Genomic DNA, 26313 nt, shown 5'->3' on the forward strand with positions numbered 1-26313 from the left:
GCGACACGCCGCCTGACCTGGGACGAAACACCCAAACGGCACTCGCGCGGTATACGCGCGGCCCGATCTCGGGCGGGGCCGCGGAACGGGGCGTCAGCCCCCCACCCCGGCCCGGAAGATCTGGGTGTCGTCGGCGCAGGCCTGGATGTGAACCTCGTTGTCCGACGCCGAGATCCAGGCCGCACCGCCCCGCTCGAGAACGAGCGAGTGCGGGCCGCACCCGAGCTTGGCCGCACCCGACGTGCACAGCAGGATCTGCGGGCCGTCCGGCTCGATCGTCACGGAGACCTCGGAACCGGCGTCCGACGCGTCCAGGTCGATGCGGGTCAGCACGAACTCCGCCGCGGGCGTCGCGTAGGCCACCTCGCCGGGCCGGCCGGTCGGAGCCGGCGCCAGCAACGGCACGTCGACGGAGTCGAAGTCGAGCACCCGCAGCAGTTCCGGCACATCCACGTGCTTGGGGGTGAGCCCGCCCCGCAGCACGTTGTCGGAGTTCGCCATGATCTCGACTGCCGTGCCGTGCAGGTAGGCATGGAGGTTGCCGGCGGCCAGGAACAAGCCCTGCCCGGGCTCGAGCGTGATGCGGTTGAGCAGCAGCGCCGCGAGCACCCCGGCATCACCCGGGTAGCCCTCGCTCAGTTCGAGCGCGGTTCGCGCCTCGGGGACGAACTCGGCTTCGGCCGCGTCGGGCCGCGACAGGTACCGGACACAGCCGTCGAGCACGGGAGGCAACAGCGCCGACAGTGCCGGCGACGGCAGCGTGATCCACGTCGTGAACAGTGCGCGCAGACCGTCCGGGTCCGGCTGACCGGCGAGCAGACCGACGTAGGGCGCAAGTTGTTCGACCTCGAGCGCCTGCAGGAACCGCACGGTGCGGTGCGGATCCCGGAACCCGGCCAGCGCCTCGAACCTGGTGAGCGCGACGACCAGTTCCGGCTTGTGGCTCGCGTCGCGGTAGTTGCGTTCCGCCGAATCCACGGGGATACCCACCGCGTCCTCGCGCGCGAACCCCTCACGGGCCTGTTCCGCACTGGGATGCGCCTGCAGCGACAACGGTTCCTCGGCGGCCAGCACCTTCAGCAGGAAGGGCAGCCGTTCACCGAACTGCGCGACGCTCCGCTCCCCGAGTTCGGACAACGGCGCGGCGTCGATGACGTCCCGCAGCGAACGGGTGCCGCCGTCCTCGATCACGTGTGCGGGATCGCCGGGATGCGCTCCCAACCACAGTTCCGCCTCCGGGTGTGCACTGGGGCTCGGACGACCGCACAGTTCTGCGAGCGCGGTCCGCGACCCCCATGCGTACGACCGGAGCGCCCCTTCGAGTTGGCGCACTAGTTACCACCGATCAGACGTAGATAGGCCGCGCTCATCTCGAGTCGGCCGACGAGAATTGCGAGTTGCTCGAGGTCGGTTCGCGTACCCCCGGGCCCCGGCGACCGCGATGCCGACCCGGCGAGGTCCGGCGCGCTCTCGCTGCCGTCGGCGACGACGACGTCGGCGTCGGGAAGAGCCGCGACGCGACGTTCGACCAGTGCCCGATTCTCTTCGAGCGCCAGCACCACGACACGCACGGCCGCAGCGGGGGCCGGACCGTCGAGTTCCTCGTCGTGGAAGAACGGGTCGTAGCCGGCCGCGGTGCCGGACGGGAACCGGCGCACGCCGCTCACCGCATCGGGCAGGTCCGTCGCGGCGGCCACGTCCGCTCCGACGCGCAGCAGCGCCTCGCTGCCGTGCCGTGCCACGAGCGCGGTCGTCCGGGAATCCCCGGTGAGCACGACACGTCGGCCCTGCATCCGCGCGGCCAGCGACTTCGCCGGATTGTGGAAGACCTCGTTCGACGGGTGATCGCGCACCGCCTCCGCGTCGACCACGTCGGCGAGACGGTCGAGATCCGGGACGATCTTCGCCGTCCGCTCCGCGTCGACGGCGACGAGGACCGCCAGGAACGCTGCGAGGTACCGGAGCAGTCCGTGTTGACCCGGGACGGCGACGCGGGGCGGCAGGAGCAGGGCCCGCCCGGCACCCGCAGCACGCATCGGGCCTTCGTCCGGGGCGACCACGACGACCTCGGCGCCGCGCCGCAGCGCGCTGTCGACGGACTCGACGAGGCGCGGGTCACCCGCATCGTCACCGGCGACGACCACCACGTCGAGCGGACCCACCCAGGGCGGTGTCCCGACGGCTCCGAGTACCGGGACCCCGATGCGGCTACCGACGGCGGCCTGGGCCAGTTCCGCGGCCCGGGACGCGCTGCCCTCGCCACTGACCAGGACGACGCTGCGCGGCTGCATGCCGTGCAGCCGGGCCAGTGCGTTCTCGTGCACCGCGGCCGCGGTCGCACGGATCTGGGCACCGCCGAGCGCCGCGAATCTGAGTGTGCCGTCGACATCGGCAGCGAGCAGGGCGTCGACATCGTCGAGATCGAGCAGAGACGACGGAGCTGTCATGGCGAACACACCTCCCTTTCACTCCCACTCAACCCTGTCCCCCCGACGAGTCCAGGTGAATCGAGTATCCCAGCAATCGACGTTCTAGGCGCGGACCGTTCCGAGGATCTCGGTGACGAGCGCGTCCACGTCGGCGGACGTGCGGGCCTCCACGTTCAATCGCAGCAGCGGCTCGGTGTTGGAGGCGCGCAGGTTGAACCAGGCACCGTCGCCCAGGTCGACGGTGACGCCGTCGAGACGATCCACGGAGACCGTGCGGTCCGCGAACTGCGCGATGACGGCCTCGGTGCGCTCGGACGCGTCCGCGACGGTCGAGTTGATCTCGCCGGACGCCGCGTATCCCTCGTACGACGCCATCAGCTCCGACAGCGGCCGATCCTGCTCACCGAGGGCCGCGAGGACGTGCAGTGCCGCGAGCATGCCGGAGTCGGCGCCCCAGAACTCACGGAAGTAGTAGTGCGCCGAGTGCTCGCCACCGAACACCGCGCCGGTCTCGGCCATCTGCTGCTTGATGAAGGAGTGGCCGACACGGGTGCGGACGGCCGTGCCGCCGAGCTTCTCGACGAGTTCCGGCACGAAACGCGACGTGATGAGGTTGTGGATGATCGTGGCGCCGGGCTCCTTCGCCAGCTCGCGATCGGCGACCAGCGCCGTCACCGCCGACGGCGAGACCGGGTCGCCCTTCTCGTCGACCACGAAGCACCGGTCGGCGTCGCCGTCGAAGGCCAGCCCGATGTCGGCGCCCGTCTCGCGCACGAACTTCTGCAGGTCGACCAGGTTGGCCGGATCCAGGGGGTTCGCCTCGTGGTTGGGGAAGGTGCCGTCGAGCTCGAAGTACAGCGGCAGCACCGTGACGGGCATGGGATCGAACACCGCCGGGACCGTATGGCCGCCCATGCCGTTGCCGGCGTCGACGGCGATCTTCAGCGGCCGAAGGTCGGCCAGTTCCACCAGGCCGCGGACGAAGCTCGCGTACTCGGCGAGCACGTCCTGCTCGGACACCGTGCCCGCGTCTCCGTCGTACGCGGGCACACCCTCCGCGACCTCACGTGCGATGACGGCGAGACCGGTGTCCTGCCCCACCGGCTTGGCGCCCGCGCGGCACAGCTTGATGCCGTTGTACTTCGCCGGATTGTGGCTGGCGGTGAACATCGCGCCGGGGCAGTCGAGGATGCCGGAGGCGAAGTACAGCTGGTCGGTCGACGCGAGCCCGATGTGCACGACGTCGAGGCCCTGCCCGACGACGCCTTCCGCGAACGCCCGGGACAGTTCGGGTGACGATGCGCGCATGTCGTGTCCGATCGCGACGCGGGTCACCGGCGCGATGCCGGTCGCCTCGTCGCGGACCAGTCGAGCGAACGAAGCACCGACGTCGCGGACGAACTCGACATCGATCTGCTCGCCGACGACACCACGCACGTCGTAGGCCTTGATCACGGCATTCACGGATTCGACGGATCGAGCCACTGCTGGTTACTCCTGCTGTTCGTAGATGCGACAGACGGGGCTTTTCGGGCCGATTCGTCCACCGGGTCGATCACCGAGCCTAGTGGGGACCGTGCCGGGTTCGCCTCCCGAGCGGCAGCGCCGGGCGCGTGGTAGGCCTCCGAGCGGAGAACGGCGGTCGCCGAGGGCGCTGTCGCGCGCCGGGACGGATCAGTTGGCGGGGTCGGGTAAGACGCGCAGATGACCGCGCCGACCGGTCCGCACCGTGGGCGGCGCCGACGGCACCGAAGCACCGGAACGGGACTCCGGCGAGCCGTCGTCGGTGCGGGGGCGCTCCCCCAGGCCGGCCTCGCGGACCGCTTCGGCCAGCGCGGTGAGATCGTCCTCGTCGGGTGTGCTGGACGAGAAACCGCCCTCGTAACGCACGAGTTCCCAGCCCTTGGGGGCGGTGATGCGCGACGCGTGGGTCTCGCACAGGTCCCACGAGTGCGGCTCTGCCACCGTGGCCAGCGGACCCACGACGGCGGTGGAATCCGAGTACACGTACGTCAAGGTGGCGACAGCAGGGTTCTTGCACCCAGGCCGGCAGCATCGACGCAGTGATCTCACAAGCAAGGAGACTAACCCCATGCGTCCGGTTGGCATACTCGGACACACCGAGGAAGCGATTCCGGGACTGCTCGCACGCGTCCGTGCCACAGGTCACCGGCGGCGTCCAGGGGTGCGGTTCGGCGGTCGCGGTAATCTCCACGGCATGGCCAGATCTCGTCGCCCTCGCCCGCTGACGTCGCGCTCGGTCGCGCGCCGGGGCCGCGGCATCCGGGGACCGCTGTTCCCGCCGGATCTGCCGGCAGCGCGCACCCGCGCGGAGAAGTTCGATCAGTTGGTGCTGGGAGCTTTCGAGCCGATCGATGCACGATGGCACGACCGCCTCACCAAGCTGGACATCGCGGTCGACGAAGTGCCGCGTATTCGCGCCATCGACCCGGATTCGGTGAACTGGCCACCGGAAGTCGTCGCAGACGGACCGGTGCCGCTGTCGCGTCTCATCCCCGCGGGCATCGATCGGCGCGGGACGGCGACGCGCGCACGCATCGTCCTGTTCCGGCGCCCGATCGAATTGCGCGCCAAGGATCCTCAGGACCTCGAAGACTTGGTGCACGACGTCCTGGTGGAGCAGGTGTCCACCTATCTCGGCGTGGACCCCGAAGTGATCGACCCCGATCTACCGGGAGCCGACGAGTAACGAATCGTCAGATGATGCCGCGCTTGAGGCGCCGGCGTTCGCGCTCCGACAGCCCGCCCCAGATACCGAAGCGCTCGTCGTTGGCGAGTGCGTACTCGAGGCATTCGCCCCGCACCTCGCACCCGAGGCAGATGCGCTTGGCCTCACGCGTCGATCCGCCCTTCTCGGGGAAGAACGCCTCGGGGTCGGTCTGCGCGCACAGCGCCCGGTCCTGCCACTGTTCCTCGGCCGGGTCGACCATCGCGTCGAGTCCCGGGATCAGACTGAGCTGCGGGACGGTCACGCCGAGTTCGAAGTCGACGGCGTCGCCGAGCGACACATGTGCGTCCGAATCGGCCTGCGGCTCGTCGTCGACAACGCTCAGAGGAGTGTCGAACTCATACTGCCGGTACTCGTACTGCTGGTACTGCATCGCTCCGCCTCCCCACCTGTGTTCTAGCGCAGAATTAGTCGATCGATCTCGATGGAAATCACGCCGTTCTCGCCTCGAGGGCTACCCGTGCAACGGCCCGAACGATGGTTCGAACCGACAGCCGCTCCAGATGAACTCGCCCCTCGAACCTGGAATGACATACATGTGATTAGACATGCCCTGGCGTGTCGGGTCAAGCTGAACGGGAAAAGTCGTTTACTATCCGCGCCCCATCGCACAGCGTGGTAGAACCCGGTTCGATGAGACAGCCTCGATCAGCACTGAGCGACAACGCATAGGCTTCGGGTTGTGAAGGTGACTGTATTGGTTGGCGGCGTCGGAGGGGCCCGTTTCCTCCAAGGTGTTCGAAATCTGCTCGGCGACGACTCGGCGGCGCCGGACGCGTCGTCCGATCACGAGATCACGGCGATCGTCAACGTGGGTGACGACGTCTGGATGCACGGGCTGCGTATCTGCCCCGATCTCGACACGTGCATGTACACCCTCGGCGGGGGTATCGACCCGGAACGTGGCTGGGGTCACGTCGGCGAAACCTGGAATGCCAAAGAGGAACTCGCGGCGTACGGCGCCCAGCCCGACTGGTTCGGACTCGGCGATCGCGACATCGCCACGCACCTCATCCGCAGCCAGATGCTGCGGGTCGGCTACCCGCTCTCGGCCGTCACCGAAGCCCTCTGCAAGCGTTGGCAGCCCGGTGTCTCGCTGTTGCCGGTCAGCGACGACCGCAGCGAGACCCACGTCGTCATCACCGACCCCGAGGATCCCACCGGCGAGCAGCAGAAGGCGATCCACTTCCAGGAATGGTGGGTCCGGTACCGCGCCCAGGTTCCCACGCACAGCTTCGCGTACATCGGTGCGGAGCAGGCGAAGCCGGCCCCCGGAGTCCTCGAGGCGATCGAGTCCGCGGACGTCGTGCTACTCGCGCCGTCGAATCCGGTCGTGAGCATCGGCGCCGTTCTCGCCGTCCCCGGCATCCGCGGCGCACTGCGCACCACCAAGGCGAAGATCGTGGGACTGTCGCCCGTCATCGACGGAAAGCCGTTGCGCGGCATGGCGGACGAGTGTCTCGAGGTGATCGGCATGGAGACCTCCGCCGAAGCGATCGGCCGCCACTACGGTGCGCGTTCGGGTACCGGAATCCTCGACGGCTGGCTCGTGCACTCCACCGACCGGGCCGACATCCCCGGCGTCGAGGTCCGCAGCGTCCCCCTGCTGATGACCGACCCCGAGGCCACGGCCGAGATGGTCCGCGCTGCCTTCGACGTGGCCGGAGTGAGCCTGTGAACGACCGGAGTGAGCCTGCGAGCGTGCGCGATCACGGCGCCGGTCGGGCGATCGAGATCGTGCCCGTCACCGGGCTTCCCGAATTCCGACCCGGCGACGACCTGGCCGGCGCGATCGCGGAGGCGGCACCGTGGCTCGCCGACGGCGACGTTCTCGTCGTGACCAGCAAGGTGTTCTCGAAGGTCGAGGGCCGGATCGTGGCCTCCCCCACCGACCCCGACGAGCGGGACGCCGCCAGGCGGCGCCTCGTCGACCAGGAGGCAGTCCGGGTGGTGGCCCGCAAGGGGCGCACTCTCATCACCGAGAACCGACTGGGCATCGTGCAGGCGGCGTCGGGCATCGACGGCTCGAACGTGGACGGCGCCGAATTGGCGCTGCTGCCCGAGGATCCGGACGGCAGTGCCCGAAAGTTGCGGTCCGACATCGAGTCCCGTCTGGGCGTCGACGTCGCCGTCGTCGTCACGGACACGATGGGACGGGCGTGGCGCATCGGCCAGATCGACGCCGCGATCGGGGCCTCGGGTGTGCCGGTCCTGCACGCGTACGCCGGTGCGGTCGACGGCCAGGGCAACGAACTGTTCGTGACGGAGGTCGCGGTCGCCGACGAGATCGCGGCGGCAGGCGATCTCGTGAAGGGCAAGCTCGGTGGAGTGCCCGTCGCGGTCGTCCGGGGGCTGGGTCTCGAAGACGACGGGTCGGCCGCCGAGAAGCTGATCCGCCGCGGACCCGAGGACCTGTTCTGGCTCGGCACCGCGGAGTCGGTGGAGATGGGTCGCCGCGAGGCGCTGCTGCTGCGCCGGTCGGTGCGTGAGTTCTCCCACGACGTCGTCGACCCCGACGCACTGCGGGACTCGATCGCGGAAGCGCTCACCGCACCCGCACCGCATCACACCCGGCCGGTGCGGTTCGTGTGGCTGCGCAGCCGTGACGTCCGCGGTCGCCTGCTCGACGCGCTGCAGCAGCGCTGGCGCGACGACCTCGCCGCCGACGGGTTGAGCGCCGAGCGGATCGAACGTCGAGTTCGCCGCGGCGACATCCTCTTCCGCGCACCCGAGGTCGTGATCCCGTTCTGCGTGCCCGACGGCGCACACGACTACCCCGACGAGCGCCGCACCCGTGCCGAGTCGACGATGTTCACCGTCGCGGTCGGCGCGGCGGTGCAGGGTCTGCTGGTCTCGCTCGCGACCCGTGGCCTCGGCAGCTGCTGGATCGGTTCGACGATCTTCGCGGCCGACACCGTCCGGGGCGAGCTCGACCTTCCCGACGACTGGCAGCCCCTGGGCGCGATCGCGGTGGGACATCCGGTGCAGCCGCTGACGCCCCGCAAGCCGGTCGCGCCGGGCGACGCCCTCGTGGAGCTGTAGATGTCGGCGCGGTCACTGCACGCGTCCGCCCGCGAGGCGCTGCAGAACTGGGACGCGGACTCCGACGACGCGGAGTCGTTGCGGCACACGATGCTCGCGTTTCTCGACTCCGCACCCGACGGCTGCCTGCGCTCGCACGCACCCGGGCACATCACCGCGTCGTCGCTCGTCCTGGACGAGGACGGACGGCACGTTCTGTTGACACTCCACCCGCGGGTGGGCCGGTGGATCCAGCTCGGCGGGCACTGCGAGCCCGGCGACGAGACCGTCGTCGACGCGGCCCTGCGCGAGGCGCGCGAGGAGTCCGGCATCGAGGGGCTGCGTATCGAGCCGCGAATGCTGTCCGCGCACACGCACCCGATCACGTGCTCGCTGGGCGTGCCCACCCGCCACCTCGATCTGCGTTTCCTCGTCACCGCGCCCGGGCCGGCGTCGGAGGTACCGATCACCATCAGCGACGAGTCTCAGGATCTGCGCTGGTTCCCGCTCGACGACCTGCCGGAGGGTGCCGAGAAGGAGACGATCGATCATCTGGCGCTCCGCGCCCGTGCGCCTTTTCCGTAGCTGCAACTACCGAAAAGGCGCACGGGCGGCGAAGCCGCCTACACCAGCAGCTTCGCCGCGGTGGCCGCGACCACATCGTCGACGCCGATGCCGGGGGCCGTCTCGACCAGCCGCAAGCCCTCGTCGGTGACGTCGAGGACGGCCATGTCGGTGATGATCCGCTGGACGCAACCCTTGCCGGTGAGCGGCAGGGTGCACTCGTCGAGGATCTTGGATTCGCCCTTCTTGGAGACGTGTTCCATCATCACGATCACCCGCTTGGCGCCGTGGACGAGGTCCATCGCACCGCCCATGCCCTTGACCATGTGGCCGGGGATCATCCAGTTGGCGAGATCACCGCGGGCGCTGACCTGCATCGCGCCGAGGACGGCGACGTCCACCTGACCGCCGCGGATCATCCCGAACGACTGCGACGAGTCGAAGTACGACGCGCCCGGCAGGACCGTGATGGTCTCCTTGCCCGCGTTGATCAGTTCGGGGTCGAGTTCGTCCTCGGTGGGGTACGGGCCCACGCCGAGCACTCCGTTCTCGGAGTGCAGCACGACGGTGATGTCCTCGGGAATGTAGTTCGGCACCAGAGTCGGCATGCCGATGCCGAGGTTGACGTACTGACCGTCGGCGAGTTCCCGGGCGACCCGGGCGGCCATCTGCTCGCGGGTCAGCTTCTGCGCAATTGCCTGAGTCATGCTCGTACCGTTCGCTTCTCGATTCCGACATCGACCTTGCCCACGTGCACCACCCGCTGCACGTGGATGCCCGGGGTGTGAATCTGGTCCGGGTCCAGCTCGCCGGGTTCGACGAGGTGCTCGACCTGCGCGATGGTGATCCGGCCCGACGCCGCGGCGGGCGGGTTGAAGTTGCGCGCGCTGCGGCGGTACACGAGGTTGCCGTGGCGGTCGCCCTTCCACGCGTGGACGAGCGCGTAGTCGGCGGCGATGCCGCGCTCCATGACGTAGGTCGTGCCGTCGAACTCGCGGGTCTCCTTGACTGGGCTCGCGACCGCGACACCGCCGTTGCCGTCGTAGCGGCGCGGCAGCCCGCCCTCGGCCACCTGCGTTCCGACGCCGGCCGGAGTGAAGAACGCGGGGATGCCCGCGCCGCCGGCACGCAACCGCTCGGCGAGCGTGCCCTGCGGCGTCAGCTCCACCTCGAGCTCACCGGACAGGTACTGGCGCGCGAACTCCTTGTTGTCGCCCACGTACGAACTGATGGTTCGTCGGATGCGGCCCTTCTCGAGCAGCACACCCAGACCGAAGCCGTCGGTCCCACAGTTGTTGCTCACCGTCTCGAGGTCGGTGGCGCCCTGGTCGAGAAGCGCGCCGATGAGGATCTCCGGCACTCCGACCAGGCCGAACCCGCCGACGGCGATCGTCGCGCCGTCCGGCACGTCTGCGACGGCCTCGGCCGCTGTGGCAATGACTTTGTCCATCATGGCGGCCAGCATACGACGCTTCGTACGTAATGTGAACCACCGTCCGCATCATGAACACGCCGCCGCTCGGCATTGATCGCAGCGACCCGACGCACTACCGTGTTCGTATAGCGTCACATCGTCCACATTGCGAACAGCATTCGGTTCCCCCTCACCCTGTTCCCCGAAGAGGTCTCTCATGCTCCATCTGCCCCCGCAGTACCGGCCGCTCGGCGCCGGCGTGAACGCCCCGCCCGACTTCGCCGACTACAAGACGACCGGTCTGCGCAGTCCCCGGCAGCCCCTGAAGTTGCTGCCGCAGCGCCTCGGTGAACTGACCGGACCGGTGTTCGGCGAGGACCGCATCCAGGCCGGCGACGCCGATCTGACCATCGCGAACGGCGGCGAAGCCCAGGGCCAGCGGATCGTCGTGCACGGCCGCGTGCTGGACTCGAACGGCAAACCCGTCCCGAACACCCTGCTCGAGGTGTGGCAGGCCAACGCCGGCGGCCGCTACCGCCATACGGGCGACAACTGGCCCGCACCGCTCGACCCGCACTTCGACGGAGTGGGTCGCTGCGTCACCGACGCCGACGGCCACTACACGTTCACGACGATCAAGCCCGGTGCGTACCCGTGGCGCAACCACGACAACGCGTGGCGCCCGTCGCACATCCACTTCTCACTGTTCGGCACCGCGTTCACCCAGCGCCTGGTCACGCAGATGTACTTCCCGGACGATCCCCTGTTCTTCCAGGACCCCATCTACAACGCCGTGCCCGCCGAGGCGCGGCACCGGATGGTCAGCGTCTTCGACTACGACGCGACCGTGGCCGACTGGGCACTGGGGTTCCGCTTCGACATCGTCCTCCGCGGACGCGACGCCACTCCGTTCGAGGACGACGAGGATCACGATGACTGACACCGCCCCGCAGCACACCGCCCCGCTCTACTCCGTCACGCCGGGCGACTTCACCACCGCCCCATTCGGTGTCACCCCGTCGCAGACCGTGGGCCCGTACTGGCACATCGGCCTGCCCTGGGCCGACGGCCCCGACGTCGCGGCGCCGGGGACCCCCGAACGGATCACGCTGCGCATCACCGTCATCGACGGCGACCGCGTCCCCGTGGCGGATGCGATGGTCGAGACCTGGCAGGCGGACGCGGTCGGCCGCTTCGCCCATCCGGACGATCCGCGCGGCGCAGCCGCACCGACTCCGGCGGGATTCCGCGGCTTCGGCCGGGCCGGCGCCGACGAGACGGGCACCGCGGTGATCCACACCGTCAAGCCGGGCGCCCTCCCCGCGGAGAACGACACCGTCGAGGCGCCGCACGTCAACCTCGGCATCTTCGCGCGGGGCATGCTCGAGCGCCTCTACACGCGGCTGTACTTCCCGGAGGACACGCAGGCTCATACCGGCGATCCAGTGCTGCTGGCACTGCCCGAGTCGCAGCGACCCAAGCTGATCGCGAGCAGGACCGACGACGGTTACAGCCTCACGGTCTATGTTCAGGACAGCGACCCCGACGGTGTCGAGACGCCGTTCTTCGAGCTGTGATCAGGAGCCTGGCGTGACACACACCCGCGGTGAACTGTTCGACCCCGTCTTCGGCGGCTCCGCCGTCGCCGCGGAGGTCTCGGATCACGCGTGGGTGGTCGCGCTGCTCGAAGTCGAGGCCGCGCTGTCCCGGGCGGCCGCAACGGTGGGCCTGGTGACGGTCGAACACGCGTCGATCGTCACCGGCGTCGCGACCAGGCTCGCCGCGCCCGGCGCGCTCGACATCGCCGACCTCGGCCGCCGATCCGCCGCGGGCGGCAACCCGGTGATCCCGCTCGTGCAGATCCTCCGATCGGCCTGCGCCGCCGAGGGGGTGCCGAGGTCCGCCGTGCACGTGGGTGCCACCAGCCAGGACGTGATGGACTCGGCGCTGATGCTGTTGTCGCGCAGGGCGGGTCGGCATGTGCTCGCCGATCTGCGGGTCGCGGCGAACGCCGCGTCCGAACTGGCCCGGCGGCACCGTGCCACCCCGATGGTCGCGCGCACCCTGGGACAACAGGCACTACCGACGACGTTCGGCGCACTGGCGGTGTCCTGGTTCACCGGTCTCGACGACGCGGTGGCCCGGATCGACCGGGCACTGTCCGCGCTGCCCGTCCAGTTCGGTGGTGCCGCCGGCACCCTCGCCGCCGTCCACCCGCACGGCCTCGCGATGGCCGACGCCCTCGCGGCCGAGCTGGGCCTGGCCCGGCAGGTGGCGCCGTGGCACACCACCCGCACGCCCGTTGCCGCACTCGCGTCCGGCCTGGGGATCGCCGCCGGAGCAGTGTCGAAGCCCGCCACCGACGTCATCGCGATGGCCTCCACCGAGTTCGGGGAGGTGGCCGAGAACGCACCCGGTGGGTCGTCGGCCATGCCGCACAAACAGAATCCGGTGTCCGCGATCGCCGCGCGAGCCGCGGCTCGGCGGGTGCCGGGCCTGGTATCGACGATCCTGGCGTCGATGGACCACGAGTTCGCGCGCGCCGCGGGCGCGTGGCATGCGGAGTGGGAGACGGTCGGCGACCTGCTGCGGCTCACCGGCGGCGCCGCGCGGCGCCTCGCGTCGAGCCTCACCGGTCTGCACGTCCATGCCGATGCCATGTCCCGCAATCTCGACATCACCGGGGGCCTGATCCTCGCCGAACGGGTGACCGGGGCGCTCGCGGCCCACACGGACTCGGCCCGCGAGATCGTGACCGCCGCCGCGTCTTCGGGAATACCGCTCGATCAGGCGCCGGAGATCACCGCGCACCTGACGGCCGGCGAGCTGCGCGATCTGCTCGACCCCGCGAACTATCTGGGCCACGCGATCGATCTCGTCGACCGTGCGCTCGCTTCTCGAACCACCGGAGGACACCCATGACCGAGGACGGGCGCACTGCCCTGCACTACGAACTGCACGGTGACCCCGACGCCCCGCCGGTTCTCCTGCTCGGCTCGCTGGGCTCGGACCTGCACATGTGGGACCCCCAGATCCACGCACTCTCGGCGCACCATCATGTGATCGCCGTCGACCATCGCGGCCACGGCGGATCCCCGGCCCCGACCGGGCCGTACACGATCGCGGACCTCGGCGGCGACGTCGTCGCGCTCCTCGACACACTCGGGATCGACGCGGTGCACTTCGTGGGCCTGTCCCTCGGCGGCGCGGTCGGACAGTGGCTGGCAGCACACCGCCCGCAGCACCTGCGCACGTTGACCGTGCTGTGCACGGCAGCGCAGTTCGCGCCCGCGCAGCCGTGGCTGGACCGGGCGGCGGCCGTCCGCGCCGACGGCGTCGCCTCCATCGCGGACGCCGTGGTCGGACGCTGGTTCACTCCCGAACTGGCGCAGCGGGATCCGGAACTGGTGGCCCGCCACGTCGCGATGGTGCGCGGCACCACCGACGAGGGCTACGCGGCCTGCTGCGAGGCGCTCGCGCACTGGGACGGCCGGCCCGACCTGGCGCGCATCGTCGCACCCACACTGGTGATCGCTGCGGAACAGGACGGCCCCACTCCCCCTGCAGCGCTGCAGGAGATCGCGGACGGTATCGCGGGCGCCGAGTTCCACGTCGTGTCGCCCGGTGCACACCTCGCGAACGTCGAGCAGGCCGGCACCGTGACGCGGTTGATCGCCCGCCACATCGCGGCCGCCACTCCGGTCGGGGTCGCCCGACGAGCGGTTCACGACGCCGGAATGTCGGTACGCCGTTCGGTTCTCGGCGACGCGCATGTGGACCGCGCGATCGCGAACAGCACCGCGTTCACGGAACCGTTCCAGGACTTCATCACCCGCACGGCGTGGGGCGACATCTGGGCACGCGAGGGCCTCGACCACCCCACCCGGCGTCTGCTGACGCTCGCGATCCTCACGGCCGTCGGTAACGAGCACGAACTGGACATGCACATCCGGGCCGCACTGCGCGCGGGCACGGCCCCGGAGTTGCTCGTGGAAGTATTCCTCCATACCGCGGTGTACGCGGGTGTGCCGAACAGCAACCGGGCCTTCGCGCTCGGCAAGCAGGCTCTCGCCGACCTGGCGGGCGCCACCGAGGGGAGTACCTGACAGTGACGAATTCGAGCGGGACCGAAGCGGCCGGGGCGTCGACCGACTACGTGCAGTCACTCGCGCGCGGGCTTTCCGTCATCAAGGCCTTCGACGCCGAGAATCCGCGTCGCACGCTCAGCGACGTCGCCCGTGCCACCGATCTCACCCGGGCGACCGCTCGACGCTTCCTGCTCACCCTGGCCGAGCTCGGTTACGTCCGCACCGACGGATCGGCCTTCTGGCTGACCCCGCGGGTACTCGAACTCGGCTACAGCTACCTGTCCAGCCTGTCGCTGCCCGACATTGCCGGACCACACCTCGAGGCGCTGTCCGACCGGGTCCACGAATCGACGTCCGTGTCGATCCTCGACGACGGCGACGTCGTGTACGTGGCGCGCGTGCCGGTCCGGCGCATCATGACCGTGTCCATCACGATCGGCACCCGCTTCCCCGCGTTCGCGACGTCGATGGGACGCGTGCTGTTGGCTGGTTTGAGCCCCGCGGAGCTGGACGCCTACCTCGCCCGCGTGGATCTGACCCCCATCACGGGCCGCACCATCGCCACACCTGCCGCCCTGCGCGACGAGCTCGACAAGATCCGGGTCGACGGCTTCTGCGTCGTCGACCAGGAACTCGAGGAGGGTCTGCGCTCGCTGGCCGCACCCATCCGCGACCGCGACGGCACTGTCGTCGCGGCCGTCAACATCTCGACACAGGCTGCGCGCTACACGACGGAGGCGGTGTACGACACGCTCGTGCCGGCCGCCGTCGCGACAGCCGACGCCATCTCGGCCGACCTGGCCCGTACCCAGACTCAATCGCCATCGCACCAAGGAACGAGATATGCCTGACGCAGTCATCTGCGAGCCCCTCCGCACCCCCGTCGGCCGCTTCGGTGGCGTCTTCCGGGACGTCGCCCCCGAGGATCTCGCAGCCACGGTGATCACCGAAATCGTCACCCGCACCGGCATTTCCGGTGGAGACATCGACGACGTCATCCTCGGCCAAGCGTCCCCCGGCGGCGAGGCGCCCGCGATCGGGCGAGTTGCGGCTCTGAACGCCGATCTGGGAGTGGACGTTCCCGGCCTGCAGGTGGACCGGCGTTGCGGTTCCGGGTTGCAGGCGATCATCCAGGCCGTGATGCAGGTCCAGTCCGGCGGCAGTGACCTCGTCCTCGCCGGTGGCGTCGAGTCGATGAGTCAGGCCGAGTTCTACGCCACCGGGATGCGGTACGGCGTCCGCGGAGAGTCCGTGGCGCTCAACGACCGTCTGGCGCGCGCCCGCGTCACCGCGGGAGGCCGTAACTATCCCGTCCCCGGCGGCATGATCGAGACCGCCGAGAATCTGCGTGCCGAGTTCGACATCAGCCGCGAGGACCAGGACGCGCTCGCGGTGCAGTCGCATCGACGTGCCGTCGCGGCGCAGCAGAGCGGCATCTTCGCGCAGGAGATCGTCCCCGTGGCGGTCCCGCAGCGCCGGGGCGACGCCCTCATCGTCGACACCGACGAGCATCCCCGCGCCGACACGAGCGTCGAGTCCCTCGCGAAGCTGCGCCCGATCCGCGGCAACGTCGACCCCGGCTCCACCGTCACCGCCGGCAACGCCAGCGGCCAGAACGACGGTGCCGCAATCGCAATCGTCACGACACCGGAGAAGGCGGAAGCTCTCGGGCTTCGTCCGCTCGCGCGCCTCGCGAGCTGGGCGGTCGCCGGTGTCCCGCCCCGGACGATGGGCATCGGGCCGGTCCCCTCCACCGAGAAGGCCCTCGCGCGGCTCGGCCTGTCGCTCGCCGACATGGGCGTCATCGAGCTCAACGAGGCCTTCGCGGCCCAGGCGCTCGCCGTGATCCGCACCTGGGGCCTCGAGCCCGACGATGCGCGCCTCAACCCCAACGGCTCCGGCATCTCGCTGGGTCACCCCGTCGGCGCCACCGGGGCCCGCATCCTCGCGACGCTGCTGCGCGAGATGGACCGTCGCGAGGCCCGATACGGCCTCGAAACCATGTGCATCGGAGGCGGCCAGGGCCTGGCCGCGGTCTTCGAGCGCATCGCCTGACCCCGGAAGACGAGCAGGGCCGACCCCGTGGGGCCGGCCCTGCGGTGTTTCTCGATCAGCGCGCCGTGGCGGCCTTGACAATCTCGTACATCTCCGCGATCGCGCGGGCACAGTCGCCCTGCGTGTAGCCGAGCAGCGCGGTCTCGGCGGGATCGGTGTCGTACGCAATGACATTGCCCCGGCCCTGGACGATGAAGCTGTCGGGCAGCAACGGATGCTCCTCGTCGCGCTCTTCGATCGAACGGTCACCTCCTGCGGCGTCGACCAGCAGCTGGAAGTACTCGGCGAAGGTGAGGTTCTGGTCACCGATCAGGTAAGCCCGGCCGGACTCGGCGTTCTGCAGCGCACCCCAGATCGCCTCGGCGAGCGACTGCGCCGACATGTAGTTCGTGCCACCGGCCGGTGCGAAGTCGGGGATCTGCGGCTCGTTGCCCGCAGCCCACGAGAACAGCTTGCGATAGCGCTTGGCGGACACGCCGCTGATGGCGCCCAGGATCGACGGCGGGTTCAGCGTCGAGACGTTGAAGTTCTCGTCGGCCAGGGCGCGCGCACCCTCGTCCGCCGCCTTGCGCGCGGCCACGTACGGCATCGTCTCCGCGTACTCCGGCCGCAGGTGGTGGTAGTAGCTGCCGACCTGGACGAAACGCGAGACCCCGGCCTCCTTCGCGAGCGCAGCGAAGCGCGGCACGCCACCGGTCTGGGTCTTCTCCCAGAACTCGGCCTCGTCCACGTCGCGGCCCATGTGCCGGATGTCCTGGCCCGCAGCGAACACGACGGCCTCGAACGGCGCCAGATCGTCGACCGTGAACGTCTGCTCCGTGTAGTCACCGAGCAGCACCGGGAAATCACGCACCGGGGAGTCGTCGGCCAGCGGATTGCGGGCGGCGACGGTGACGTCGTTTCCCTGATCACGCAGGTGCAGCGCGGTGTGGGCGCCGATCATGCCGGTGCCGCCGACGATCAGGATCTTCATGGAATGCCTCTTCTGTAGGTGGAGCGGTACTACCCTCACGAACCTACGGACGACACGATCGCCTGCATCCCGGATTCTCACCGAGCGAGAAACCGTCCGGGTTCGGCCGGCCCCGACCCCGACGCGGGGCCGGCCGAGACCCGTCCTCGCCGGTCAGCCCAGCGGGGTGCCGACGTAGTTCTCGGCGAGGAGCGTGCGGCCGGCCACCGACCGGGTGACCATGTCGAGCTCCGCGACCTGACGCTTGTGGTCGAAGCCGGACGCGTCCGGCAGTCGGTGCATCATCGAGGACATCCACCACGAGAAGTGCTGCGTGCGCCAGATGCGCGGCAGCACCGTCTCGGTGTAGGAGTCGAGTCGGCCGCGGTCGCCGGTCTCGAAGAACTCGGCCATGCCCTTGGACAGGACGTAGACGTCGGCGACGGCGAGATTGAGGCCCTTCGCTCCGGTGGGCGGCACCGTATGAGCGGCGTCGCCGGCGAGGAACAGGTTGCCGTGCTGCATCGGCTCGCACACGAAGCTGCGGAACTGCAGGATCGACTTCTCGAAGATCCGGCCGTCCTTGATCTCCGCGCCCTCACCGTCCACGCGTGCGTGCAGTTCCGACCAGATGCGGTCGTCCGACCAGTTGTCCACCGAGTCGTCCGGATCGACCTGGAGGTAGTGGCGCTGGACCTGCGGGGTGCGGGTGCTGATGAGCGCGAAGCCCCGCGGATGGTTCGCGTAGATCAGTTCCTCGGAGGACGGCGGCGCCTCGGCGAGGATGCCGAACCACGCGAACGGGTACTGGCGGAAGTGGTCCTGCCGAATCGACGGCTCGGGGATCAGCTTGCGGGTCTTGGTGCGCGAGCCGTCGCAGCCGCCGACCAGCGCACAGGTGAGCGTCTGCTCGCTCCCGTCCGCGTCGGTGTACGTGATGTAGGGCTTGTCGGAGGTGTGGTCGTGCACCTCGACGTCGGAGACGCCGAAACGAATGTCGCCGCCGTCGGCGAGCCGCTTGGCGATGAGGTCCACGAGGACCTCGTGCTGCGGATAGACCGTGACGGCGCGGCCGCCGGTGAGTTCGTCGAACGCGATGCGGTGTCCGCGCCCGCCGAAGCGCAGTTCGATGCCGTGGTGCTCGAGCCCCTCGGCCTTCACCCGGTCACCGAGGCCGGTCTCGACCATCAGGTCGACGGTGTTCTGCTCGAGCACGCCCGCGCGGATGGTGCCCTCCACCTCTTCCCGCGTCCGGGCCTCGAGAACGACGGATTCGATGCCGCGCAGGTGCAGGAGATGGGACAGCATCAGTCCGGCCGGGCCGGCGCCGACGATGCCGACCTGGGTGCTCGAGATGGACATGGGTAACTCCCTCGGTAGATCGTGATCGCCAACACTGTCCCGGCGAACGACCCGTGCGCGGCAGGCCCACTTTCACTGAGTGAAAGAGTATTTCGTCCCTCTCAGGTGAGACGTGTGTCACGCGACGCCACGGGAGATACCCCGCGCAGCGGCCCGCAGGGCGGGAATCAGGGGTGCCGGATCCTCGTCCGCACGAACCACCACGGAGACCGACGCGATCACCTCGCCCCCGGGCCGCAGAACGGGCGCAGCCACCGCGAGCGTGCCGATGTTGAGATGCTCCCGGCAGACGATGAACCCGGTCCGCCGGATCTCGTCCAGCGTCTGACGCAGCCGGTGCTCGCTCGTGATGGTGTGGGGGGTGAACCGCTCGAGTCCCCCGGCCAGCACTGCGCCGAGCAGATTCGGGCCACCGTGCGCGAGGAGAACGAGACCCCCACTCGACGCGTGCAGCGGCAGTCGCCCTCCGGCCCGCCCCACCACCGCAACCGCGCCGCGCGCCGAAAGCCGCTCCACGTACAGCGCCTCGAGTCCGTCGCGGACGATCAACTGCACGTTCTCCCGTGTCGCCTCGTACAGGTCTTCCAGGTAGGGCATGGCCACCTGCCTGAGACCGTGTGCGCGGGGCGCGAGAGCTCCCAGTTCCCAGAGCCGGACGCCGATCTCGTAGCGACCCTCGCCGTCACGTTCGAGCGCACCCGTCTCGACCAGTCGGGCGCACAGTCGATGGACGGTCGGTAGCGGCAGCCCGGTCCGCCGAGCAAGTTCGGACTGCGTCATCCGCAGCCGCTCCGAGGAGAACGAGTTGAGCACCCGGAACGCCCGACCGATCATGCTGCGGTCGATTCCGCCTTCGTCGCTCACCAGCCCAGTGTGGCCGGACCACACGCGCAGCAGACCGCCAACCCCTCGGTTTGCGGCTTGACATTCTCCTGTGACCCACCCAACAATGACCGAGTTCTTAAATTGAACGGTGGTTCGTATTGCGAACACCTTGGCTTCTGGAGATCGAATGAGCACCATCGAACGACTCGAGACACGCGGCCGCGCCGCGATGTGGGTCGCCCCACTGTGTTGGATCGCCGTCCTCCTCGACGGCTTCGATCTCGTGGTCCTGGGTGCGGTGATCCCCTCACTGCGCGAGTACGGCGACTGGAACCTGAGCACCAGCGCGATCACGACGATCTCCACGTTCGGCCTCGTCGGTATGACGATCGGCGCCCTCGTCATCGGCACCCTCACCGACGTGATCGGACGGCGGCGGGCACTGATCTACGCCGTCGCGGCGTTCTCGGTTCTCACGCTGCTGTGCGCGGTCGCGCCGAATCCGTTCGTCTTCGGACTGCTCCGCTTCCTCGCGGGAGTCGGACTGGGCGGCGCCCTGCCCACCGCGCTGGCCCTGGTGAACGAATTCTCCAAGAAGCAGGGTGGCGGATCGGCATCGACGATGCTGATGACCGGCTACCACGTCGGCGCCGTCGCCACGGCGGCCCTGGCACTCGTGCTCATCGACCCGTTCGGCTGGCACTCGATGTTCGTCGTCGGCGCCGCACCGGCCGTCGTACTGATCCCGTTGATGATCAAGTACCTGCCGGAATCGCCGTCCTACCTGCTGTCCAAGGGCCGCCGCGAGGAAGCCGAGACCATCGCGGCACAGTACGGACTCACGCTCGAGGCAGCCACGGCCGCCGACGCCCCCGTGGCCACGGCCACCGACCCCGTCAAGACACTCTTCTCACGAAAGTTCCTGCGCAACAGCATCGCCATCTGGGTGACGTCGTTCATGGGCCTGCTGCTGGTCTACGGCCTCAACACCTGGCTGCCGACGATCATGCGCGAGGCCGGCTACGAACTCGGTGCGGCCCTGACCTTCCTGCTGATTCTCAACGCCGGCGCCGTCGTCGGCCTGCTGGTCGCGGGCCGCGTCGCCGACAAGGTGGGGCCGCGGACCGCGGCAATCGCATGGTTCACCGGCGCAGCCGTCTTCCTCGCGCTGCTCAGCATCGACGTCGGCGGCGGCATCTACGTCATGGTCTTCCTGGCCGGCTGCTTCGTCTTCAGCGCGCAGGTGCTCGTGTACGCGTTCACCAGCGCCAACCATCCCGCGAACGTTCGTGCGACGGCCCTCGGCTGGTCGGCGGGCGTCGGCCGGGTCGGCGCGATCTGCGGACCGATCCTCGGTGGCGCGCTGCTCGGCGCCGGCTACGCGGTGCCGTGGGGCTTCTACGCCTTCGCCCTGGTCGGTCTGATCGGCCTCGTGGCGATCGCCTCGACCCGCAATCTCGGCACCGACTGACGGACCGCACACGAGAGAGGGCCGGCCGGGATTCCCGGTCGGCCCTCTCTCGTCGGACGACGCCCCCTACCGGATCGGTGCGAGCGTGGGCCGCTTGGCGGTGATGCCGTCGCCCGACGACGTCCCGCGCAGTCGGCGCCCGACCCACGGGACGAGGAACTCGCGCCTCCACCGGCGGTCGGCCTCGCGCTGGGACGCCCTGTCGGTGGGCAGCTCCGGACCGAGCGGGTCCATCACGATGTGGTGCTCGACGCCGAGGGTCTGGAGCACCCGGATCGCCATGTTCTGATGTCCCGGGGTGGACATGTGCAGGCGGTCCCAGTCCCACATCCGCAGGTCGCGGTACTCGTCGAAGCGCCAGAAGTCGACGATCCGGGCGCCGTGCCGGTCCGCCACCTCCCGGACCAGTTCGTTGTAGATCGCGGACCGGCCGCGCAGCTTGCCGAACACTGCCGCCCAGCCCGCGTCGTAGGCGGTCCACACGAGCACCTCGGCGCCGGTCGCGGCGAGCTTGCCGATGGCCTCGTCGTAGCGGGCGACGAGCGCGTCGATGTCGATCTTGGGCCGCATGAAGTCGTTGCCACCGGCGTAGATGGTCACGAGGTCGGGCTCCAGCGCGACGGCCGCGTCGATCTGTTCGTCGACGATGGGGCCGAGCAGCCGACCCCGGACCGCGAGATTCGCGTATCCGAAGTCGGCGCTGCGCGTGGCAAGTTCCTCGGCCACCCGGTCCGCCCAGCCCCGTAGCCCGTTGGGCCGGGTCGGGTCGGGGTCGCCCACCCCCTCGGTGAACGAGTCACCGAGGGCGACGTACCTGTGGAAGACCGGTTCCTGCGACAACATGACCCCAGTATTTCAGTAGCAGCGCTAAAGAAGTTGGCGGCGTGCGCAATCACACGTCGGTGCTGAACCGCACCCCGCCGTCGGGCAACTTCACGCCGGGCCACACGCGGGCGCCGCCGATCAGCTCGCAGCGGGCACCGACGTCGGCGCCGTCGCCGATCACCGCGTCCCGGATCAGGGCGCGCGGACCGATACGGGCACCGAAACCGATGATCGACCGCTCGACCACCGCACCGGCCTCGACCTGGGCGCCGTCGAACAACACCGCGCCGTCCAGTCGGGCTCCGGCGCCGACCTCGGCACCGCGGCCCACGACGGTGCCGCCGATCAACAGCGCACCCGGCGCCACCCCGGCGCCCGGATGCACGAGCGACTCGCCGCGCGGACCCTCGAGGGCCGGCGACGGCGCGATGCCGCGCACCAGGTCGGCCGAACCGCGCACGAAGTCGTCCGGGGTACCCATGTCCCTCCAGTACGACATGTCGACGTGGCCGAACACGCGGGCACCGTCGGCCAGCAGGGCCGGGAACACCTCGCGCTCGACGGACACCGGGCGATCCGACGGAATCTTCTCGATGATCTCGCGGCGGAAGACGTAGCAACCGGCGTTGATCTGGTCGGTCGGCGGATCCTGCGTCTTCTCGAGGAACGCCTTGACCCGGCCTTCCTCGTCGGTGGGGACGCAACCGAACGCGCGCGGATCGCCGACCCGCACGAGGTGCAGCGTGACGTCGGCGTTGGTGCGGTGGTGCGTGTCGAGGACCGCGGCCAGGTCGGTGCCGCCGAGGACGTCGCCGTTGAAGACCATGATGTTGTCGGCGCGCAGGCTCGGCAGCACGTTGCGGATGCCGCCGCCGGTGCCCATCGGCTCCACCTCGGTCACGTACTCGATCTCGAGCCCGAGGTCGCTGCCGTCACCGAAGTGCTCCTCGAACACCTTCGCCTTGAACGACGTGCCCAGGACGACGTGCTTGATCCCGGCCTGCTTGATCCGCGCCAACAGGTGCGTCAGGAACGGAACTCCCGCCGTGGGGAGCATCGGCTTGGGCGCCGACAACGTCAGGGGACGCAGCCTGGTCCCCTGGCCTCCCACCAGAATCACGGCATCGGTCTCCGCAGCGAGTGTCATGCTTTCCCCTCTGTCTCGATCTCTTCGTCCTCGCGTCCCGTGCGCTGGCGGACGGCTGCCGCAACCGCCAGCTTCGAACGCAGTGCCAATCCCCCGCGCAGGGCCCACCGCAGCGGCGCCTGCCACCACAGCGGATGCCGGTCCGCCTGGAAGCGGTAGGCGCTCTCATGATGTGCGGGCAGCATCAGTTCGGGATGCTTGCCGGCCGCGTGCCCCTTGGCGTGGGTGACCTCGGCCGACGGGACGAACACGTTGAGCCAGCCGGCCCGTCCCAGCCGGTCCCCGAGGTCGACGTCCTCCATGTACATGAAGTAGCGGGAGTCGAATCCGTTCACCGAATCGAACGCGGACCGGCGCATCAGCAGGCACGAGCCGGACAACCAGCCCGCGGGCCGCTCGGTGATCGTCTCGTTTTCCTGCCGGTACCGCTGCGTCCACGGATTCGACGGCCACACCGTGCCCAGCACCGCGTGCCCGGCGCCGGAGATCAGGTCCGGAACCTGCCGGGCGGACGGGTACACGCTGCCGTCGGGTTCGCGCACCATCGGGCCCAGGGCGCCGGCGCGCGGCCACCGGTCGGCGGCCGCGAGCAACTCGTCGATCGATCCGGGAGACCACCGCACGTCGGGGTTGACGACCACGACGAACTCGATGTCGGGGTCGATCTCGGCGACGGCGCGGTTGATCGCGCCGCCGTAGCCGATATTGCCGCCGGTACGCAGCAGCCGGACATGATCGTGAGCTGCTGCGGCGGCCTCGGGGGCGCCGTCCGTCGAACCGTTGTCGGCGAGGATGACCTGCGGGTTCTCGACCGTCGCGTCGGCCAGCGTGCTCAGAAAATGTTCCAGGTGCTCGCCCGGCGAGTAGGTCACCGTCACCACGGCCAGCTTCGAACTCACGCGGACAACCCTAGCCCGCGCGCCCGTATCGTCCTCATCGACGCTGCGCCAGCGCGTCGGCGAGGGCGTCGCGCCACGGGCGCAGCGGCGTCAGCCCGGCCGCTTCCCACGCGCGGGGAGACAACACGGAGTAGGCCGGTCGCGGTGCCGGACGCACGAACTCGGCACTGGTGCACGGCCGGACCCGTTCGGGGTCCGCGCCCACCCCGGCGAACACCGCGCGCGCCAGGTCGAACCACGTGGCGCTACCGGCGTTGGTGGCGTGCAGCGTCGCCCCGGGCCGGCCACCGACACGCGCCAGTTCGAGCAGACCCGCGGCCAGATCCACCGCGTACGTCGGCGAACCCACCTGGTCGTCGACCACCGAAACCGTGTCCTTCTCCTTCTCGAGCCGCAGCATCGTCGCGACGAAGTCGGTACCGCTTCCCGTGTACACCCACGCCGTCCGGACGATGTGTGCGTCGGGGAGCACCGCACGGATCGCCAGTTCGCCGGCCAGCTTGGTCCGCCCGTACGCGGTCCGGGGGCCGGTCGGATCCCCGGGCTCGTACGGTGCGGCGTCGGCGCCTGCGCGGTCCCCGGAGAACACGTAGTCGGTGGAGACGTGGATCAGGTCGGCGCCCGCCTTCGAGCAGGCCGACGCGAGATTCCGGGCGCCGGTCTCGTTGACCGCGGTCGCTGCCGCCTCGTCCGTCTCGGCGGCGTCCACGGCGGTGTACGCCGCGCAGTTCACGACGACGGCGCCGGGCGCCACCCACGAGTCGACGGCACCCGCGTCGGTGATGTCCAGCTCGGCCGAACCGACACCCTCCACCGGCAGGCCGGCGGCCTCGGCGCACTGCACCAATCGGCCGCCGAGTTGCCCCCGCGCACCCGTCACCAGAATCCTTCGCACAGGGAGCGAGTCTGGCACGCCGAGCGCCGCCATGCCCTGTCGAAGCGGAATCACCAGTAGCCTTGTCGCCAGTATGAGTACCGACCGTCATGGAGGCCGACGCGTGCCACACGAGCCCACCGCACGGAGGGTGCCGCGAGCGCAGAACCCGCTCTCGCGCATTCAGATCGCAGTCGCGGTCGTCGCGGTGCTGGTCCTCGTCATAACCGGATTCGCCTGGCGCAGTGTCGATTCGCTGCGCTCGAATCTCGCCACGATCGGCGGCCTCGGCCTCGGTGGCGCCAAGGACGGCGCCGTCGACATCCTGCTGGTGGGCACCGACAGTCGCACCGACGCGCACGGCAATCCGTTGAGCCAGGCGGAACTCGACTCGCTGCGTGCGGGCGAGGAGGTCGCGTCCAACACCGACACGATCATTCTCGTCCGGGTACCCAACGACGGCAGTTCCGCGACCGCGATCTCGATTCCGCGCGATGCGTACGTCGACGTGCCCGGCCTCGGGAAATCGAAGATCAACGCCGCCTACGGCGCCACGAAGGAAGCCGAGCGCCAGAAGCTGATCGAGGACGGCGAGTCCGAGAAGACCGCCGAGAACGAATCGAGCCAGGCCGGCCGCGAGGCTCTCATCAAGTCGGTGGCGAACCTCACAGGGGTGACGGTCGACCACTACGCCGAGATCGGGCTGCTGGGCTTCGTCCTGCTGACCGATGCCGTCGGCGGTGTCGACGTGTGCCTCAACGCGGCTGTGGACGAACCCCTCTCGGGCGCGAAGTTCCCCGCCGGCGAGCAGACGCTGTCGGGGCCGAACGCGTTGAGCTTCGTCCGTCAGCGCCACAACCTGCCCCGCGGCGACCTCGACCGCATCGTCCGCCAGCAGGTGTTCATGGCCTCGCTGGTGCGCGAGGTACTCAGCGCGAAGACACTCACCAGCCCGGGCAAGCTCAACCAGTTGAGCGCGGCGGTGAAGCGCTCGGTGGTACTCGACTCCGACTGGGACATCATCGAATTCGCCACCCAACTCCAGGACCTGGCGGGCGGCAAGGTGCGGTTCGAGACGATCCCGGTGGTCGACATCAACGGGATGACCGACTACGGCGAGTCGATCGTGCAGGTCGACCCCAAGGCGGTTCGCAAGTACGTGGCCTCCCTCGCCGGTGAGGAGCCCGCCGAGGACGACACCACCACGTCCACGACGCCGACGACCATGCCGGACATCGACGTGTCCTCGGTGACGGTCGACGTCGCGAACGACAGCAGCATCAGCGGTCTCGCGTCCACCGTCGCCGCGACGCTCGAGGACGAGGGGTTCGGACTGGGCGACGTCGGCAACAACACCGGCAAGTCCGTGAGCCGCAGCACGGTGTTCGCGAACAAGTCCGACAGCCAGGCCGGCCAGGCGGTTTCCGTCACGCTCGGTGGACTGCCGATCGAGGCGGACTCGTCGCTCGCGTCCGGCGAGGTTCGCGTCGTGCTCGCCGGCGACTACAAGAGCCCCGCGGGTTCGTCGACCGGGTCCGGCGGCGTCGTCGACGCGGGTACCTCCCCCACCCCCGTCGAACCCGGGCCCGCGATCGACGCCGGCAACAAGGGCCCGCACTGCGTGAACTGACCGGACAG

26 protein-coding genes are annotated in these 26313 nt (G+C 69.7%); 12 read left to right on the plus strand and 14 right to left on the minus strand.

Annotated elements, in window-relative coordinates; genetic code table 11:
- Positions 1-93 precede the first annotated feature (93 nt).
- The 4 genes from manA to C7H75_RS17550 form a co-directional block, all read right to left on the minus strand.
- Positions 94-1332 (minus strand): mannose-6-phosphate isomerase, class I, encoded by a 1239-nt coding sequence (manA, locus tag C7H75_RS17535; RefSeq protein ID WP_005518714.1) that lies wholly within the window; start codon positions 1330-1332, stop codon positions 94-96.
- On the minus strand, positions 1332-2447 hold the full coding sequence (locus C7H75_RS17540) for a tobH protein (RefSeq protein ID WP_106852035.1): 1116 nt from the start codon (positions 2445-2447) through the stop codon (positions 1332-1334). The genes manA and C7H75_RS17540 overlap by 1 nt, the downstream gene beginning before the upstream one ends.
- A gap of 84 nt (positions 2448-2531) precedes the next feature.
- Positions 2532-3914: a phosphomannomutase/phosphoglucomutase gene (locus C7H75_RS17545; protein WP_081120623.1), complete on the minus strand. Its 1383-nt coding sequence runs from the start codon at positions 3912-3914 to the stop codon at positions 2532-2534.
- A 189-nt stretch (positions 3915-4103) separates the two neighbouring features.
- Positions 4104-4502, minus strand: a complete 399-nt coding sequence (locus C7H75_RS17550) for a DUF3499 domain-containing protein (protein WP_013416746.1) — start codon at positions 4500-4502, stop codon at positions 4104-4106.
- A 145-nt stretch (positions 4503-4647) separates the two neighbouring features.
- On the opposite strand from C7H75_RS17550, the gene C7H75_RS17555 reads away from it, so the two are divergent.
- Entirely contained in the window at positions 4648-5139 is a 492-nt protein-coding gene (locus tag C7H75_RS17555) for a metallopeptidase family protein (RefSeq protein WP_037085013.1), read from the plus strand.
- Between the two features lie 7 nt (positions 5140-5146).
- On the opposite strand, the gene C7H75_RS26015 is transcribed toward C7H75_RS17555, so the two are convergent.
- Positions 5147-5380 (minus strand): WhiB family transcriptional regulator, encoded by a 234-nt coding sequence (locus C7H75_RS26015; RefSeq protein ID WP_172504596.1) that lies wholly within the window; start codon positions 5378-5380, stop codon positions 5147-5149.
- Between the two features lie 480 nt (positions 5381-5860).
- Here C7H75_RS26015 and cofD point away from each other — a divergent pair, with 480 nt between their 5' ends.
- From cofD to C7H75_RS17575, 3 genes are read left to right on the plus strand one after another with little or no spacing between them, the layout of a single operon-like run.
- Positions 5861-6856, plus strand: a complete 996-nt coding sequence (gene cofD / locus C7H75_RS17565; RefSeq protein ID WP_106851646.1) for a 2-phospho-L-lactate transferase — start codon at positions 5861-5863, stop codon at positions 6854-6856.
- A complete protein-coding gene (locus C7H75_RS17570; protein ID WP_106851647.1) occupies positions 6853-8220 on the plus strand; it encodes a coenzyme F420-0:L-glutamate ligase in 1368 nt (455 codons plus the stop codon). Before cofD ends, C7H75_RS17570 begins: the two co-directional genes overlap by 4 nt.
- Complete coding sequence (locus C7H75_RS17575; RefSeq protein ID WP_106851648.1) at positions 8221-8784, plus strand: NUDIX hydrolase; 564 nt, start codon at positions 8221-8223, stop codon at positions 8782-8784.
- Between the two features lie 38 nt (positions 8785-8822).
- On the opposite strand, the gene C7H75_RS17580 is transcribed toward C7H75_RS17575, so the two are convergent.
- Positions 8823-9470, minus strand: coding sequence for a CoA transferase subunit B (locus C7H75_RS17580; protein ID WP_005518700.1), 648 nt, complete (start codon positions 9468-9470; stop codon positions 8823-8825).
- Positions 9467-10213: a CoA transferase subunit A gene (locus tag C7H75_RS17585; RefSeq protein ID WP_041674819.1), complete on the minus strand. Its 747-nt coding sequence runs from the start codon at positions 10211-10213 to the stop codon at positions 9467-9469. The genes C7H75_RS17580 and C7H75_RS17585 overlap by 4 nt, the downstream gene beginning before the upstream one ends.
- A 181-nt stretch (positions 10214-10394) precedes the next feature.
- On the opposite strand from C7H75_RS17585, the gene pcaH reads away from it, so the two are divergent.
- The 6 genes from pcaH to C7H75_RS17615 are packed head-to-tail and all read left to right on the plus strand — an operon-like array spanning position 10395 to position 16320.
- Positions 10395-11117 (plus strand): protocatechuate 3,4-dioxygenase subunit beta, encoded by a 723-nt coding sequence (gene pcaH, locus C7H75_RS17590; protein ID WP_005518695.1) that lies wholly within the window; start codon positions 10395-10397, stop codon positions 11115-11117.
- Complete coding sequence (gene pcaG / locus C7H75_RS17595) at positions 11110-11754, plus strand: protocatechuate 3,4-dioxygenase subunit alpha (protein WP_106851649.1); 645 nt, start codon at positions 11110-11112, stop codon at positions 11752-11754. The genes pcaH and pcaG overlap by 8 nt, the downstream gene beginning before the upstream one ends.
- A gap of 13 nt (positions 11755-11767) precedes the next feature.
- Positions 11768-13099: a lyase family protein gene (locus tag C7H75_RS17600; RefSeq protein WP_106851650.1), complete on the plus strand. Its 1332-nt coding sequence runs from the start codon at positions 11768-11770 to the stop codon at positions 13097-13099.
- Positions 13096-14283, plus strand: a complete 1188-nt coding sequence (gene pcaDC, locus C7H75_RS17605) for a bifunctional 3-oxoadipate enol-lactonase/4-carboxymuconolactone decarboxylase PcaDC (protein ID WP_081186861.1) — start codon at positions 13096-13098, stop codon at positions 14281-14283. Before C7H75_RS17600 ends, pcaDC begins: the two co-directional genes overlap by 4 nt.
- A 2-nt stretch (positions 14284-14285) precedes the next feature.
- On the plus strand, positions 14286-15116 hold the full coding sequence (locus C7H75_RS17610) for an IclR family transcriptional regulator (protein WP_005518689.1): 831 nt from the start codon (positions 14286-14288) through the stop codon (positions 15114-15116).
- Positions 15109-16320 (plus strand): acetyl-CoA C-acetyltransferase, encoded by a 1212-nt coding sequence (locus tag C7H75_RS17615; RefSeq protein WP_106851651.1) that lies wholly within the window; start codon positions 15109-15111, stop codon positions 16318-16320. The genes C7H75_RS17610 and C7H75_RS17615 overlap by 8 nt, the downstream gene beginning before the upstream one ends.
- Positions 16321-16375: 55 nt before the next feature.
- Here C7H75_RS17615 and C7H75_RS17620 read toward each other — a convergent pair whose 3' ends face one another.
- The 3 genes from C7H75_RS17620 to C7H75_RS17630 all read right to left on the minus strand — a co-directional run bounded on the left by C7H75_RS17620 (position 16376) and on the right by C7H75_RS17630 (position 19468).
- Positions 16376-17293 (minus strand): NAD-dependent epimerase/dehydratase family protein, encoded by a 918-nt coding sequence (locus C7H75_RS17620; RefSeq protein ID WP_022597171.1) that lies wholly within the window; start codon positions 17291-17293, stop codon positions 16376-16378.
- A gap of 153 nt (positions 17294-17446) precedes the next feature.
- On the minus strand, positions 17447-18634 hold the full coding sequence (locus C7H75_RS17625; protein ID WP_005518674.1) for a 4-hydroxybenzoate 3-monooxygenase: 1188 nt from the start codon (positions 18632-18634) through the stop codon (positions 17447-17449).
- 117 nt (positions 18635-18751) lie between these two features.
- Complete coding sequence (locus C7H75_RS17630; protein WP_013416758.1) at positions 18752-19468, minus strand: IclR family transcriptional regulator; 717 nt, start codon at positions 19466-19468, stop codon at positions 18752-18754.
- Positions 19469-19646: 178 nt separating this feature from the next.
- On the opposite strand from C7H75_RS17630, the gene C7H75_RS17635 reads away from it, so the two are divergent.
- A complete protein-coding gene (locus C7H75_RS17635) occupies positions 19647-20930 on the plus strand; it encodes an MFS transporter (RefSeq protein ID WP_084846270.1) in 1284 nt (427 codons plus the stop codon).
- A gap of 66 nt (positions 20931-20996) precedes the next feature.
- Here the strand turns inward: C7H75_RS17635 and C7H75_RS17640 are convergent, their stop codons facing one another.
- Genes C7H75_RS17640 through rfbD form a run of 4 tightly spaced genes read right to left on the minus strand, consistent with a single transcriptional unit; the run spans position 20997 to position 24729 of the window.
- Positions 20997-21773 (minus strand): SGNH/GDSL hydrolase family protein, encoded by a 777-nt coding sequence (locus C7H75_RS17640; RefSeq protein WP_005518669.1) that lies wholly within the window; start codon positions 21771-21773, stop codon positions 20997-20999.
- Positions 21774-21822: 49 nt separating this feature from the next.
- Positions 21823-22902: a mannose-1-phosphate guanylyltransferase ManB gene (locus C7H75_RS17645; protein WP_005518668.1), complete on the minus strand. Its 1080-nt coding sequence runs from the start codon at positions 22900-22902 to the stop codon at positions 21823-21825.
- Positions 22899-23801: a glycosyltransferase family 2 protein gene (locus C7H75_RS17650; RefSeq protein ID WP_013416761.1), complete on the minus strand. Its 903-nt coding sequence runs from the start codon at positions 23799-23801 to the stop codon at positions 22899-22901. Before C7H75_RS17650 ends, C7H75_RS17645 begins: the two co-directional genes overlap by 4 nt.
- A gap of 34 nt (positions 23802-23835) precedes the next feature.
- Entirely contained in the window at positions 23836-24729 is an 894-nt protein-coding gene (gene rfbD, locus C7H75_RS17655; RefSeq protein WP_041674372.1) for a dTDP-4-dehydrorhamnose reductase, read from the minus strand.
- A gap of 40 nt (positions 24730-24769) precedes the next feature.
- Here rfbD and C7H75_RS17660 point away from each other — a divergent pair, with 40 nt between their 5' ends.
- Positions 24770-26305 carry an LCP family protein gene (locus C7H75_RS17660; protein ID WP_372489600.1) on the plus strand — a complete coding sequence of 512 codons (1536 nt, stop codon included), beginning with the start codon at positions 24770-24772 and terminating at the stop codon, positions 26303-26305.
- The last annotated feature ends 8 nt before the right edge of the window (positions 26306-26313 follow it).

It is taken from the genome of Rhodococcus (subgen. Prescottella) equi (assembly GCF_003013675.1).
GTDB lineage: Bacteria > Actinomycetota > Actinomycetes > Mycobacteriales > Mycobacteriaceae > Prescottella > Prescottella equi.